Annotated in this window: 11 protein-coding genes; 5 read left to right on the top strand and 6 right to left on the bottom strand. The window is 73.5% G+C overall.

Translation table 11 applies throughout. From position 1 onward, the window contains the following. Nucleotides 1-114 precede the first annotated feature (114 nt). Nucleotides 115-543, top strand: a complete 429-nt coding sequence (locus tag ACN27C_RS07620; protein ID WP_091414087.1) for a DUF3151 domain-containing protein — start codon at nucleotides 115-117, stop codon at nucleotides 541-543. Nucleotides 544-592: 49 nt separating this feature from the next. Here ACN27C_RS07620 and ACN27C_RS07615 read toward each other — a convergent pair whose 3' ends face one another. Beyond that, complete coding sequence (locus ACN27C_RS07615; protein WP_422750804.1) at nucleotides 593-2,605, bottom strand: chromosome partitioning protein; 2,013 nt, start codon at nucleotides 2,603-2,605, stop codon at nucleotides 593-595. A gap of 74 nt (nucleotides 2,606-2,679) precedes the next feature. Next, nucleotides 2,680-3,678: a diacylglycerol kinase family protein gene (locus ACN27C_RS07610; RefSeq protein WP_357898284.1), complete on the bottom strand. Its 999-nt coding sequence runs from the start codon at nucleotides 3,676-3,678 to the stop codon at nucleotides 2,680-2,682. A 121-nt stretch (nucleotides 3,679-3,799) separates the two neighbouring features. Here ACN27C_RS07610 and ACN27C_RS07605 point away from each other — a divergent pair, with 121 nt between their 5' ends. From ACN27C_RS07605 to purD, 4 genes are all read left to right on the top strand, one after another. Next, entirely contained in the window at nucleotides 3,800-5,089 is a 1,290-nt protein-coding gene (locus tag ACN27C_RS07605) for an adenylosuccinate synthase (protein ID WP_120572356.1), read from the top strand. Nucleotides 5,090-5,351: 262 nt separating this feature from the next. Continuing rightward, nucleotides 5,352-6,551: an IS110 family transposase gene (locus ACN27C_RS07600; RefSeq protein WP_230651872.1), complete on the top strand. Its 1,200-nt coding sequence runs from the start codon at nucleotides 5,352-5,354 to the stop codon at nucleotides 6,549-6,551. A 237-nt stretch (nucleotides 6,552-6,788) separates the two neighbouring features. Then, a complete protein-coding gene (locus tag ACN27C_RS07595) occupies nucleotides 6,789-7,712 on the top strand; it encodes a type IV toxin-antitoxin system AbiEi family antitoxin domain-containing protein (RefSeq protein WP_422750803.1) in 924 nt (307 codons plus the stop codon). A gap of 91 nt (nucleotides 7,713-7,803) precedes the next feature. Further along, on the top strand, nucleotides 7,804-9,051 hold the full coding sequence (gene purD / locus ACN27C_RS07590) for a phosphoribosylamine--glycine ligase (RefSeq protein WP_422750802.1): 1,248 nt from the start codon (nucleotides 7,804-7,806) through the stop codon (nucleotides 9,049-9,051). On the opposite strand, the gene ACN27C_RS07585 is transcribed toward purD, so the two are convergent. The 4 genes from ACN27C_RS07585 to ACN27C_RS07570 all read right to left on the bottom strand — a co-directional run bounded on the left by ACN27C_RS07585 (nucleotide 9,035) and on the right by ACN27C_RS07570 (nucleotide 14,034). Further along, on the bottom strand, nucleotides 9,035-10,555 hold the full coding sequence (locus ACN27C_RS07585; RefSeq protein WP_422750801.1) for a N,N-dimethylformamidase beta subunit family domain-containing protein: 1,521 nt from the start codon (nucleotides 10,553-10,555) through the stop codon (nucleotides 9,035-9,037). The genes purD and ACN27C_RS07585 overlap by 17 nt on opposite strands. A 77-nt stretch (nucleotides 10,556-10,632) precedes the next feature. After that, a complete protein-coding gene (locus tag ACN27C_RS07580; protein ID WP_422750800.1) occupies nucleotides 10,633-12,198 on the bottom strand; it encodes an AMP-binding protein in 1,566 nt (521 codons plus the stop codon). 167 nt (nucleotides 12,199-12,365) lie between these two features. Then, a complete protein-coding gene (locus tag ACN27C_RS07575) occupies nucleotides 12,366-13,580 on the bottom strand; it encodes an acyl-CoA dehydrogenase family protein (RefSeq protein ID WP_422750799.1) in 1,215 nt (404 codons plus the stop codon). Nucleotide 13,581: 1 nt separating this feature from the next. Beyond that, nucleotides 13,582-14,034 carry an SCP2 sterol-binding domain-containing protein gene (locus ACN27C_RS07570; RefSeq protein ID WP_302904735.1) on the bottom strand — a complete coding sequence of 151 codons (453 nt, stop codon included), beginning with the start codon at nucleotides 14,032-14,034 and terminating at the stop codon, nucleotides 13,582-13,584. Between the last annotated feature and the right edge of the window lie 27 nt (nucleotides 14,035-14,061).

Raw genomic sequence — 14,061 nt, 5'->3', positions numbered from 1 at the left:
GGGCCGCGGGTACGTCCGCTCCCGCCGCAGGCGTGACGAAACCCTCAGCCGTTCAGCCAACCGTACGGGCGAGGCCCCTCGCGTACCCGAGGGCGAAGCGGGTTGAATGGGGCGATGCAGAACCTGTTGCCTGAGCCACCGGCCACCCTGCTCCCGACCCACGAGGAGGCCGACGCCGCGCTGGCGGCGGCGGCCGAGCAGGGCACCGACGAGGCGTACGCCGAGGTCGCGGCCCGTTTCCCGACCTACAGCGCGGCCTGGGCCGCGCTGGCCGGCCGCGCGCTCGCCGCGGATCAGGTCGTCACGGCGTACGCGTACGCCCGCACCGGCTACCACCGGGGCCTCGACCAGCTGCGCCGCAGCGGCTGGAAGGGCCACGGCCCGGTGCCGTGGTCGCACAAGCCCAACCGGGGCTTCCTCCGCTGCCTTTACGTGCTGTCCCGCGCGGCGGGGGAGATCGGCGAGGCGGACGAGGCGGCCCGGTGCGCCCAGTTCCTCCGCGACTGCGACCCGGCCGCCGGCGACGCGCTGTCCGGCGACTGACCACTACCGCGACGGCCGGCCCTCTCGGGGGTCGGCCGTCGCGCCCGTCCTACAGCCCCTCCGCCACCGACGCGGCGATCTTCAGCCAGGCGTCCCGGGTGGCGGAGGAGAGCTGCCCGTACCGCAGCGGCTCGCCGGTGTCGATGAGCCGCTCGTACGGCGCCAGCAGCACCGCCCGGGTCCGCGCCGCGAAGTGGGCCTGGATCGCGGGCAGGTCGATCTCCTTGCGTGACGGTGGCATCGAGACCACCGTGACCGCCTGCCGGACCAGCCGCTGCCGGCCGCTCTGCTCCAGGTGGTCGAGCATCCGGGCGGCGGTCTCGGCCGAGTCGTTACGGGCCGACATGGTGACCACGAGCTGATCGGTGGCGTCCATCGCGGCCTGCCAGTTCTGCGCCCGGACGTTGTTCCCCGTGTCCACGAAGATCAGCTTGTAGAACCGGCTGACCACCTCACGGATCTCCGCGAACGCGGCGGCGGTGAGCATCTCGCCGCCGGTCGCGGACTCGTCCGAGGCGAGCACGTCGAACATGCCCTCGCCCTGCGAGCGGACGTACTGCGACAGGTCACCCACCCGGCCGTGCGGCCCCTGGAACTGGGCCAGGTCGCGCAGCATGTCCCGCACCGTGCGGGCGTGGAAGTCCTGCTGCGCCCGCATGCCGAGGGTGCCCTGGGTCTCGTTGTTGTCCCAGGCCAGCACGTATCCGCCGCGCTTCTGGCCGAACGTCATGGCGAGCAGCAGGATCGCCACCGTCTTGCCGGCGCCGCCCTTCGGGTTGACCACCGTCACCTGGCGCAGGCCGCCGAAGTTGCGGCGGACCATCTCGATGTCGCGCTTCATCTCCTGCTCGTGCCGCCCGGGCGCGAGCCGGACCAGCCCGATCTTGTTGACCACCGCGCGTACGCCCATGGTGGCCACCGGGTCGACCGGCCGGGCCTGGCGGCGGCGGGCGAAGTCCTCGGCGGTCGGGGGCACCGCCTGCTGCTGCGTCCAGCCCTGCTCCGGCTGGGCCGAGGGCTGGTGCGCCGGTGGGGATGCCACCGGGCCGGACACCGGCGCCTGCGGGGGCACCGGACCGCCCGGCTGTGGCATGCCGGTCTGGGGCGTCCAGCCGGGCGGCGGGTACCAGCCGGGCTGACCGGGTTGCGGCTGGTACCCGGGCTGACCGGGTTGCGCCTGGTAGCCGGGCGGCGGGTAGCCGTTGCCGTACGGGGACGGCTGCGCCGGCACGCCCGGCGACGGCGGGAACGGCCCGAGGCGGGGCGGCGGCTCCGGCGCGGGCTCGCCCGGCCCGGCCGGTCCGGTGCCGGATTCCGGCGACGGCTGGGCCGGCATCCCCGCGACGGTGGCCCGGCCCGCGGCGATGCCGTCGGTGGGAAGGGCGTCGGACGGCAGGGGCGGTGCCACGGCGGCGCGGCCGGATGCGGTGCCGTCGGTGGGGAGGGCGTCGGACGGCAAGGGCGGTGCCACGGTGGCGTGGCCGGCGACGGTGCCGTCGGTCTCCGCTACGTCGGACGGCGGAGCCGTGCCGTCGGTGGGGTCCGGCGTGGTGGCGGGGTCCGACCCGGCCCGCTGCGGCGGCTGTGCCCACGGCGAGGTGGTCCGTCCGTTCCCGGCGGCCTCGCCGGCAGAGCCCGAGCCGGTAGAACCCGAGCCGGTGGCGGGCGTTGTCGTCGGTGCGGGAGCCGCCTGCGGCGGCGGGCTCACCGGCGCCGTGGCCGGCGAGCCCGCCGTCGCCGGTACATCAGGGGTCGTCGGCGCACCGGTCACCACCGGTGAGCCGGACGCCACGGGCCCCGGCGGGGCCGGTGCCGGGCCGGACGTCGCCTGGTCGAGCGTGAACGGCAGGTCCAGATCGACAGCCGGCGCCTGGGGCGCCGGGACGTCCGTCGCCGCGGGTGTGGGGGCCTCGGCCGGCGGGAGCGGCCAGGGCACCGACGCCCACGGCGGGATCGTGGCCGCCGAGTCGGTCTCCTCCGGCGGCCAGAGCGGCTCGACGTCCCGCTGCGGCACCTGCGGTCGGCCCGGTACGTGGGCCCGGTCGTCGTTCTCGTGCACCACGGTTCCTCCCCATTCCTTCCGCCGAGGATAGGCGGTCGGGCCAGCGCCGCGAGCCGGGTGGGAATCGACCGAGGTCAGCCCGTCCAGACCGCCCAGGCGCCCGGCTCGGTCCACCAGGAGCGCTTGCGGTTCAGCTCGCCCTCGACGCCGTCGTCGAGGAAGGGCACCTTCTCGTCGCGGGGCACCACGGCCACCGCGCGGCCCCGCGCCCGGCGCACCTCCAGCCGGACCTTCTTCCGGCCCAACGCCGACCGGGTCACCACCGGTACGGCGACGCCCACCGTCACCCGCCCGTCGGCCGGATCCGGACCGCCCAGCAGGTCGACCTCGCCCAGGCGCGCGTACCCGCCCGCGTTGCCGATCGCGCACGCGGTGATCGGCTCGGAGCCGTCGCTGAGCACCGTGCCGTCGACCTCGACCCGGGCCCGCCAGTGCAGCGGTCGGCCGGCGTCGTCGGCGGCGCCGAGCAGCGCCCCGTCGAGCGTCACCGAGCCGCCGTCGTTGCGCAGCAGGTCCAGCCGCCGGGCGGTGCCGTCGAGCACCGCGGCGGCCACGCCCGCCGGATCCCGGGGCAGCCCGAGCTGCGCGGCCAGGTCCCGCGCCGTCCCGGACCGGGCCGGATCGAGCGGGAGTACGCCGACCGGGGGCAGATCGGGCACCGTGCGGTTGTCGGCCAGGTCCGCGGGGCGGCGACTCGGCGGCGGAGCGTACCGGCGGACCAGCCGGCGCAGGACGGCGCGCAACTGACCGTCACTGGCAGTGGCGACGATCAGCCGGGTCTTGCCGTCGGAGTCCGGCCAGGTGAGGCCGTCGGCGCGCGGCGGACCGTCGAGGCGGGCCAGCACCTCGTCGATCTCGGAGTCCGACCGGGCGGTCACGGTGGTCACCCGGGCACCCCGGGCGGTCAGCTCGTCCGCGCAGGCCAGCACCGGTACGCGCGGCGTCTCGCAGCGCTCCTCGCCGGTCCCCGCGGAGGTGTCTTCCGCGCCGCCGCAGCAGGCGCCGCCGCTGCCGCAGCCACCACCGGGAGCGTCCCGCTCCGAGCCGAGGGTGAGCAGCACCACGTCGTACACGAAGGAGCCTCCCGCTTTCCGACCAACCCCTGCTGGTCCCGCCGTCACTACTTGTTAGCCTGACACCCCGGGCTCGCTGACCGGTCGCCACCTGGCACCCGAGCCTTCTGGAGGCGAGAAGATGCCAGCGATCGTGCTGCTCGGCGCCCAGTGGGGCGACGAGGGCAAGGGCAAGGTTACCGACCTGCTGGGTGAGCGGGTCGACTACGTCGTGCGCTACTCCGGCGGCAACAACGCAGGCCACACGGTGATCACGCCGGACGGCCAGAAGTACGCGCTGCACCTCATGCCGTCCGGGGCGCTGTCACCGAGCGCGATGATCGTGATCGGCAACGGCGTGGTGGTCGACCCGAAGGTGCTGCTCCAGGAGATCGACGGGCTCGCCGAGCGCGGCGTGGACGTGTCCCGCCTGCGCATCTCCGGCGACGCGCACCTGATCATGCCGCACCACCGGGCGCTGGACCGGGTGGTCGAGCGCTACCTGGGCAGCTCCCGGATCGGCACCACCGGCCGGGGCATCGGCCCCGCGTACGGCGACAAGGTCGCCCGGATGGGCATCCGGCTCCAGGACCTGCTCGACCCGGGCATCCTGCGCAAGAAGCTGGAACTGGCGCTCCGCGAGAAGAACCAGCTGCTGTTCAAGATCTACAACCGCAAGGCGATCGACGTCGAGGAGACCGTCGAGGAGTACCTCCAGTACGCCGAGCGGCTGCGCCCGTACATCGCCGAGACGCGGGTGATGCTCTGGGACGCGCTCGACCGCGGCGAGACCGTGCTGCTGGAGGGCGCCCAGGCCACCATGCTCGACATGGACCACGGCACCTACCCGTTCGTGACCTCGTCGAACCCGACGGCCGGCGGGGCGTGCGTGGGCGCGGGCATCCCGCCGACCGCGATCACCAAGGTCATCGCGGTGAGCAAGGCGTACACGACGCGGGTGGGCTCCGGCCCGTTCCCCACCGAGCTGTTCGACGACAACGGGCAGCACCTGCGCAAGGTCGGCCACGAGTACGGCACCACCACCGGCCGGGAGCGCCGCTGCGGCTGGTTCGACGCCGTGGTGGCCCGGTACGCGTGCCGCCTCAACGGCGTCACCGACCTGGTGGTCACCAAGCTGGACGTGCTGACCGGCCTGGCCAAGGTGCCGATCTGCGTCGGGTACGAGATCAACGGCGAGCGCTTCGACGACATGCCGATGACGCAGACCGACTTCCACCACGCCACGCCGATCTACGAAGAGCTCGACGGCTGGTGGGAGGACATCACCAAGGCGCGGACCGAGGACGAGCTCCCGGAGAACGCCCGCCGCTACATCGCCCGCATCGAGGAGCTGACCGGCACCCGGGTGAGCGTGGTAGGCGTAGGCCCAGGCCGAGAAGAAAACGTCCTCCGCCACCCCCTCCTCCCCTAACCCCCCGCGCGGTACCCCCTCCCCGTTACCTTTTTGATCGTCCCCAGCCGGGGACTCCTCGGTCGCCCGGCCCGGTATGACTTCCTGCCCCTGTCGTTCGGATGATCCGGGGGGTGTTGTCGCCGGGTCGGGTGGCGTCGGTGGACCGCTGATAGGGACACGGCCACCCGTGTTGGGGTAGGTCTCTTCGTAACGTGGCTGCCGGCAGTCCGACGCCTGGATCAGCGGCCGAGGCCACGGACGATGCGTGGAGGCGGGTCTGGTGCACGACGGATACGGCGTCTACCTCGGCTTGGACGTCGGTAAGGGCGATCACCATGCGGTCGGGTTGGCGCCCGATGGCAAGCGGCTGCATGACGCGGCGTTGCCGAACACCGAGGTCCGGCTGAGGCAGCTATTCGGCAAGCTCGCCCGCCACGGTCGGGTGCTGGTGGTGGTCGACCAGCCCGCCTCGATCGGCGCCCTGCCCGTGGCGGTGGCTCGGGCGTGTGGGCATCAGGTGGCCTACCTGCCCGGCCTGGCCATGCGCCGCATCGCCGACCTGCATCCCGGCACCGCGAAGACAGACGCCCGTGACGCCTACGTCATCGCTGACGCGGCCCGCACCCTGCCCCACACGCTGCGGCGGGTCGACGTCGGCGATGAAGCCCTCGCGGAGCTGGAGGTGCTGGTCGGGTTCGATGACGATCTCGCCGGCGAAGCCACCCGCGTGTCCAACCGGATCCGTGGGCTGCTCACCCAGATCCATCCCGCTCTGGAACGGGTCCTCGGCCCTAAGATTCACCACAAGGCGGTCCTGGAGCTGCTGTCGCGCTGCGGCGGCCCCGTCGGACTGCGCAAGGCCGGTCGCCGCAAACTTGTCTCGATCGCCGCCGTCCACGCACCCCGCATGGGCGAACGCCTGGTCGAGCAGATCCTGACCGCCCTCGACGAGCAGACCGTCACCGTCCCGGGCACCCAGGCTGCGGAGACGATCCTGCCCCGCCTGGCTGACAGCCTCCGCGATGTCCTGCGACAACGCGACCAGACCGCCGGCGAGGTCGAGAGGATGCTTGATGCGCACCCTCTCGCCCCGGTCCTGACCTCGATGCCCGGCATCGGCGTCAGGACCGCAGCCCGGATCCTGCTCGAAGTCGGCGACGGCACCGCCTTCCCCACCCCCGGCCACCTCGCCGCCTACGCCGGCCTCGCCCCCGTCACCCGACGATCCGGCAGCAGCATCCGCGGCGAACACCCACCCCGCGGCGGCAACAAGAACCTCAAACGCGCCTTCTTCCTCGCCGCGTTCGCCGCCCTCGCCGACCCCACCAGCCGCGCCTACTACGACCGCAAACGAGCCGAAGGCAAACGCCACAACGCCGCCCTCATCTGCCTCGCCCGCCGCCGCTGCGACGTCCTGTTCGCCATGCTCCGCGACAAGATCCCCTACCAACCCCGCCCCACCAGCCCCGTCCCCGCTTGACGAAACCCATAGGGACCCCCCCCGCCCCTCCGGCTCCCACTCCGGTGATCAAGGAGTTTGTGTCCAGTTCGGCGTCGGATCCGGACACAAACTCCTTGATCACCGGGGCGGGCACCGGGGCGAGCGCCGGGGCGGGCGCCGGGGCGGGTGGAGGCGGGACGGGCTGTGGAGGGTGGTTGTCCACAGGGTTGTCCACAGGGGTGTCGGCTGTGGGGCGGCGCGGGGGAGCCTGCGCGTGTGGGTGAATTCGACGAGCTGAAGTGGCTGGCCGCCACGCAGGGCGGGTTCGTGACGGCGGGGCAGGCGTTGCGCCTGGGCCTCGGCCGGGAGCAGATCCGGTATCTCGTCCGGTCCGGGCGATGGACCCGCGTCTCGCGCGGCTGCTACCTGCCCTCCCCGGCCGGGCCCGCGCCGGTAGCGCTGCGACGTGCCATCATCCGCGCCACGATCGCGAGCCTCGGGCAGGGCGCGGTCGCCGTGCTGGGTACCGCCGCGGAACTGCACGGCATCGCCGGCCTTCCATCGACGGCGGCGATCCACGTCTCGGTGCCGCCGGATCGACCGCACGTGCAGCGCCGAGCGGAGCCGGGCCTGACGGTGCACCAGTTGACGCTCGCCGACGCGGACGTGTGCCGGGCCGGCGATGTACCGGTCACCACACCGGCGCGCACCGTCGCCGACGTGTTGCTACGCGCCCGGCGCTACCCGGCGGTGTGTGTCCTCGACTCCGCGCTCAACCAGGGGATCCTGGCCGAGAGTGACCTGTCCCTGGTGCTCGCGTACCTCACCGGACGCCGCGGGGCAGTCGCCGCACGGGGATACCTGGCCGAGGCCGACGGCCGAGCCCAGTCGCCCCTGGAGACCCGCGCCCGGCTCCGGTGCGTCGACGGTGGCGTGCCGCCGGACGTTCTGCAACTGCCGGTACGGGACGAGGACGGTTACCTGCTCGGCATCGGGGATCTGGCCTGGCGGGGCGCGCGCCTGATCGCGGAGGCGGACGGCCGGGCCCCGCACCTGACGCCCCAGGCCGTCTACGCGGACCGCTTCCGGCAGAACCGCCTGGTCAACGCGGGCTGGCGGATCCTCCGCTTCACCTGGTCCGACACGGTGCGCCCCGATTACATCCCCCAGACGGTCAAACACGCCCTGATGCGCCGGTGATCAAGGAGTTTGCGGACCCGACCCCCCTCAATCTGAGACGCAAACTCCTTGATCGACGGGGTGGGGTGGGGTGGTCAGTAGGATGCCGGTCGTGCGCGTACTTCTTGTGGGTGGTGGTGGGCGGGAGCACGCTCTCGCGCTCGGACTCGCCGGGGATCCGGCCGTCGAGGCGCTGTTCGCGGCTCCGGGGAATCCGGGGATCGCGGCGGTGGCGCAGCTGCGGGAGGTGACACCCACCGACCCGGCAGCCGTGGCGGCCCTCGCCGTCGAGGTCGCGGCCGACCTGGTGGTCATCGGGCCGGAGGCGCCGCTGGTGGCGGGCGTCGCCGACGCGGTACGCGCCAAGGGCATCGCGGTGTTCGGCCCGAGCGCGGAGGCGGCCCGGCTGGAGGGCTCGAAGACGTTCGCGAAGGACGTGATGACCGCCGCGGCGGTGCCGACCGCCCGCGCGTACACCTGCGAGGACGCGGCTGCGGTGGCGCGCGCGCTCGACGAGTTCGGCGCGCCGTACGTGGTGAAGGACGACGGGCTCGCCGCCGGCAAGGGTGTGGTGGTCACCGACGACCGGGCCGAGGCCGAGCGGCACGCCGCGGAGTGCGGCCGGGTGGTGATCGAGGAGTACCTGTCCGGCCCCGAGGTCTCCCTGTTCGTGGTCACCGACGGCGAGGCGGCCGTGCCGCTGCTGCCCGCGCAGGACTTCAAGCGCATCGGTGACGGCGACACCGGGCCGAACACCGGCGGGATGGGCGCGTACACGCCGCTGCCGTGGGCCCCGCCCGGCCTGGTGGACGACGTGATGCGCGACGTGGTGCACCCGACGCTGGCGGAGCTGCGCCGCCGGGGCACCCCGTTCGCCGGCCTGCTCTACGTGGGCCTGGCGATCACCCCGTCCGGCCCGCGCGTGATCGAGTTCAACGCGCGCTTCGGCGACCCGGAGACGCAGGTCGTGCTCGCCCTGCTGGAGACGCCGCTGGGCGGGCTGCTGCACGCCGCCGCCACCGGCACGCTGGGCGCGCACCCGCCGCTGCGCTGGCGCGACGGCGCGGCGGTCACAGTCGTGGTGGCGGCCGAGGGCTACCCGGCGGGCCCGCGTACCGGTGACGTGATCACCGGCGCGGACCGCGCCGGGATCATCCACGCCGGCACGCGCCGGGACGCCGACGGCACGTTGCGGTCCGCCGGTGGCCGGGTCCTCTGCGGTACGGCGACCGGGCCGGACCTGGCCGCCGCGCGCGACGCCGCCTACGAGCTGGTACGCGAGGTCGAGCTGGTCGGTTCCCACCACCGCACCGACATCGCTTCGGCGGCGGTGGACGGCCGGGTCACGATCCCGGGCTGACCGAGCCGGGGCGGCGGCCGGCCATCCGGTTGAGCACGTTCGCCGTGGCCCGCTCGATGCGCGGGTCACGGTGCCCCTGCCGGTCCAGTGCCAGGGTCCAGCCGAGCGTGCCGCTGGCGAAGACCACAGCGCCGCGTGCCGTCTCGTGGACGTGGCTGTTCTGGACCCGCCGCCCGCCCTGCTGGGCCGGGTACGGCGACGAGCTGAGCGTGGTCCCGGCGGGCCGGGGTAGGGCGGCGTGCACCCCGTCCGCCTCGCCCGCGATCACCCCCGGGATGCGGTCGCCGTCGGCGACGCCGGTGCCGGCCCACACCCAATGGTCGGCGGCGCGCACCACGAGCGGCTGCGGGGTCAGCACGATGCCGTTGTACTGCACGCCGAGCAGCGCCTGTTCCGGCTGGTCGAGGCTGCGCCAGGTCAACGTCGGGTCGCTGCCGTCGGCACCCCGGCTGGGATCGGTCTTGGCGCACTCGACGACCCGCTCGGGGCGGCCGTCGGCGGCGGGGTGGATGCGGGCGTGCCAGTAGACGCTGTTAGCGCCGAGGAACGCCAGGCTGGTGCCCCCGGCCAGCCCGACCTCGGTGGCCCGGCGCATCTCGGCCGACCAGTACTCGTCGTGCCCGCAGAAGACCAGGCCCCGGTACCGGGCCGGATCGAGCCGGCCGGAGTGCAGGTCGAAGCTGGTGGCGTAGCTGACGTCGTACAGGTTGCGTTCCAGCCACCGGATCGCGGCCTCGTCGCGGTCGAAGTGGAAGGGCCGGCCGGCACCGGAGTAGGGACGGTCGAACGTGACAGCGCGGGCCCTCAGCTCGGGGTCGCGCCGCCCGTCGGGCCGGTAGCCGCCGTACAGGCTCTTGCCGACCCGCCGGTCGCGCGGCCACTGGTTGTACGCCTGCCAGGTGGTCACCGGCAGCACCACGCACAGCGCGGCCGGGCGCCGGTCGTCGCGCACCACGAACGGCGTGCAGGCCCGCCAGCCGTCGGCCGAGGTGAAGACCGCCTGGTAGAGGCCGGAGGGCCAGCCGTGCGGGACGGGCAGCCGCCAGGACACCGGCCACCGGCAGTCGAGGACGCCGGTGTCGGGGTCGGCGATCGGCACCGGATGCGGCACGCCGCGCAGCTCGGGGCTGGTCAGCATCGTGCGGGCGCCCGCGCCGCCGTACCAGCCGAGGCGGTGCACGCTGATCCGGAACCGTCCGGCCGGGTTGACCGCGACGTGGAACTCGATCTCCTCGCCGGGGGCGACGCTCGTCGTCGACGCGTACCCCTGGATCTGGCGCCGCCGGTCGTCGGCGGCCCGGCCGTCGTCTTCCGGCCACCACGGCTCACCGGGGGCGCGGTTCTCCCGCTCGACCGGCGAGACCGGCGGGATCGGCGGGATCGGCAACCGGTTGGGTGAGTCGCCGGGCCGGCCGCCGAAGACCGGGTCGAGCGGGCCGAGGGCGGCGGCGGACGCGCCGCCGACGAGGAGGCCGAGCGCGGTACGCCGCCGAAGTCGGTCCATTGTGGTGCTCCCCGTCTCCCCGTTCGATCGGGGGAGACGGTAGCACCGGGAGGCCCGAGCTGTCTGACCGATGTGGATCAGTCGAAGTAGCGGCGCAGCTCCCGGCTGAGTACCTTGCCGGTGGCGTTGCGCGGCAGGTACTTGACGAACACCACGTCGCGGGGCACGGAGAAGCGGGCCAGGTAGCGCCGGACGTACTCGCGGACCGCCTCCGGGTCGAGCGTCTCGCCGGTGCGCAGCGCCAGGAACGCGGCCAGCCGCTGGCCGTAGTCGGGGTCCGGCACACCGATCACGGCGACCTCGCGGACCTGCGGCAGCCGGGCGATCAGGTCCTCGACCTCGGACGGGAAGACGTTCTCGCCACCGGAAACGATCATGTCGTCGGCGCGGCCGTCGACGAAGAGCAGACCGTCGGCGTTGAGCCGGCCCAGGTCGCCGGTGTCCAGCAGACCGTCGCGGCTCTCCCGGCCGGCGCCCGAGGTGTAGCCCTCGAACAGCATCTCGTTGCCCACGAAGATCCGCCCGACCTCACCGTCGCGGACCGGCCGGCCGTTCTCGTCGAGGATGGCCAGCCGGGTGCCGTGCGGCGGCCGGCCGGCGGTGGTGGGCGCGGCGCGCAGCTCACGTGGGCCGGCGATGGAGGCCCAGGAGACCTCGGTCGAGCCGTACAGGTTGTAGAGCACGTCGCCGTAGCGGTCCATGAAGGCGACGGCCAGGTTGCCGGGCAGCGCGGATCCGCTGACCGCGACAACCTTGAGCGGCGGCAGGGGCTGCGGCGGCGCCACCTCCATCAGCCGTTGCAGCATCACCGGTACGGCGAACATCGCGTCGCACCGCTGGTCGACGAGTGCGGCGAGCGTGGCGGCCGGGTCGAAGCGCCGGTGCAGTACGACTGTGGCGCGCAGCGCGAACGAGACCTGGAGCGCGGCGTACCCCCAGGTGTGGAAGATCGGCGCGGCGATCATCACGGTGTTCTTCGCGTGCAGCGGGATGCGGTCGATGATGGACACCAGCGGGCCGAAGCCGTGCGGGGTGGGCCGGCGGGCGCCCTTGGGCGCGCCGGTGGTGCCGGAGGTGAGCACTATGGTGCGCCCGTCGCGCTCCGGGGGCTGGAGGTTCTCGCCCGGGACGGCGGCGGCGATCAGCTCCTCCTGTCGCCGCTCGTCGACCCGGTGCAGCTCGGCCGGGAGACCGAGGACGCGCTCGGTGAACTCGCCGTCGTGCACGAGGGCGCGCAGGCCCTGTTCCTCGGCCACCGTCACCAGTTGCGCGGCGGACAGCCCGGTGTTGACCAGGACGGCGTCCGCGCCGAGCAGCATCGCGGCCACTATCGCCTCGATCAGGCCGTGGTGGTTGCGGCAGAGCACACCCACCCGGTCGCCGGTCTGCACGCCGAGGTGGGACCGCAGCGACCGGGCCAGCCGCTCGGAGCGGTCGAGCAGTTCCTGGTACGTCATGGTTGCGCCGCGCTCGTCGACGACGGCGATGCGGCCGGGGTCGCGGGCGGCGGCCTGGCGCAGCTCCCCGGCGAGGCTCCAGCCCCACCGGCGCAGCGCGTTGAGCTGGGAGACCACGCGGATCGGTCCGCCCGGGGTGAGCAGTCCACGTCGGGTCAGCGTGGCGGCGATGAACGGCAGGTCCAAGGCGCAACTCCTTCGCGTTCGTGGTTCGTCGACCAGGCTCCGGACGGTCGGCCGTCCGGTTCGGCATGATCTTGTGCCCGATCGCGGTTCGGGTCGGCCCGGGAGCGGCGGCCCGGCCCGCGACGGCGCGAGGCGTCGTCACGGGTCGGGCCGCGGCCCGCCGGCGGTCAGCGGATCTGCATCCCGGAGATGGCCCGGGAGATGACCAGCCGCTGGATCTCGGAGGTGCCCTCGAAGATGGTGTAGATCTTGGCGTCGCGGTACCACCGCTCGACCGGGTGGTCGCGCAGGAAGCCGGCGCCGCCGAGGAGCTGGACCGCCTTGTCGGTCACCGCGACGGCCACCTCACCGGCCTTGAGCTTGGACATCGAGCCCTCGCCGGCGGTGAACGGCCGGTTGTTGCGGCCCATCCAGGAGGCGCGCCAGACCAGCAGCCGGGCCGCGTCGATCTCCATCTTCATGTCGGCGAGCGCGAACGCGACCGCCTGGTTGGAGATGATCGGCCGTCCGAACTGGACCCGCTCCTTGGCGTAGTCCAGGGCGTACTCGTAGGCGGCGCGGGCCACGCCGAGCGCCTGCGCGCCGACCGTCGGGCGGGACAGCTCGAACGTCCGCATCGCCGCCTGGCCGGAGGCGCGCTGCCCGGACCGGGCGCGGGCCAGCCGCTCGTCGAGCGCGTCCTTGCCGCCGAGCAGGCAGCGGCCCGGCACCCGGACGTCGTCGAGGAAGACGTCGGCGGTGTGCGAGGCCCGCAGCCCGAGCTTGCGCAGCTTGCGGGTGGCGGTCAGGCCGGGCGTGCCCGGGGGTACGACGAACGCGGCCTGCCCGCGTGAGCCCAGTTCGGGCTCGATCGAGGCGGTGACCACGTGCACCCCGGCGATGCCGCCGTTGGTGGCGTACGCCTTCTGCCCGTTGAGCACCCACTCGTCGGTGGCCTCGTCGTAGACGGCGCGGGTACGCATCGAGCCGACGTCGGAGCCGGCTTCCGGCTCGCTCGTGCAGAACGCGGCGACGGCCGGGGAGTCGACGTCGCCGAAGCACTGCGGCACCCACTCGACGAGCTGGTCGGGGGTGCCGGCACCGTAGATCGCGGCGACCGCGAGGGAGGTGCCGAAGATGCTCAGGCCGATGCCGGCGTCACCCCAGAAGAGTTCCTCGCTGGCGATCGGCAGGGAGAGGCCGGTGGGGTCGGCCCAGCAGGTGGCGAGGAACTCGAACCCGTACAGGCCGACCTTCGCGGCCTCCTGGATGATCGGCCAGGGAGTCTCCTCCCGGGCGTCCCACTCGGCCGCGGCCGGGCGCACGACCTCGGCTGCGAAGCCGTGCACCCAGTCGCGAAGGTCCCGCTGTTCCTCGTTCAGGTCTAGCGAGAACTCGGTCATGTCAGGCCTTGGGGATGTCGAACAGGTTGGCGATGTTGGCGGCCAGACCCAGGTCGCCCTTGGCCTTCAGCTTGCCGGTCATGAACATCATCACCGGGTTGGCGCCACCCGAGACGATCTTCAGGAACTCGACCGGGCCCATGGTGAGGCTCAGCTTCGGGTCGCGGGTCGCGGTCTCCGAGGCGGTGCAGGTGCCGTTCTCGATGACGATCTCGTAGGTGTCGGTGCCACCGTCCGGGCGGCCGGTGATGTTCCAGTGGATGACCGCGTTGGTGGAGCCGGCGCGGTCGGCGCGGAACAGCGTGGGCATCCGGTTGAAGACCTCGCTGAGGATCTTGCCGCGCGCCTCGCCCGACATGATCTCGGCGATCTTGGCGTCCGGCGTGGTCTTGACCAGCTGCGCGAACTCCTTCGGGCCCACGTTCGCGAAGTTGGCCGGGTCGAAGTCAGTCATGGGGGATTGCACCTCTCGGGCGGAGCC

The sequence above is a fragment of the Micromonospora sp. WMMD1219 genome, assembly GCF_049315215.1.
In the GTDB taxonomy this organism is placed as follows: domain Bacteria; phylum Actinomycetota; class Actinomycetes; order Mycobacteriales; family Micromonosporaceae; genus Micromonospora; species Micromonospora tulbaghiae.
Note: the sequence above shows the minus strand (reverse complement) of the source record. Positions and strands in the feature narration are given on the sequence as shown.

Bases quoted from the DNA above. Each gene is read 5' to 3' on its own strand.
- ACN27C_RS07570 (WP_302904735.1), bottom strand. From the start codon at position 14,034: ATGACTGACTTCGACCCGGCCAACTTCGCGAACGTGGGCCCGAAGGAG.
- ACN27C_RS07620 (WP_091414087.1), top strand. From the start codon at position 115: ATGCAGAACCTGTTGCCTGAGCCACCGGCCACCCTGCTCCCGACCCAC.
- ACN27C_RS07605 (WP_120572356.1), top strand. From the start codon at position 3,800: ATGCCAGCGATCGTGCTGCTCGGCGCCCAGTGGGGCGACGAGGGCAAG.
- ACN27C_RS07575 (WP_422750799.1), bottom strand. From the start codon at position 13,580: ATGACCGAGTTCTCGCTAGACCTGAACGAGGAACAGCGGGACCTTCGC.
- ACN27C_RS07585 (WP_422750801.1), bottom strand. From the start codon at position 10,555: ATGGACCGACTTCGGCGGCGTACCGCGCTCGGCCTCCTCGTCGGCGGC.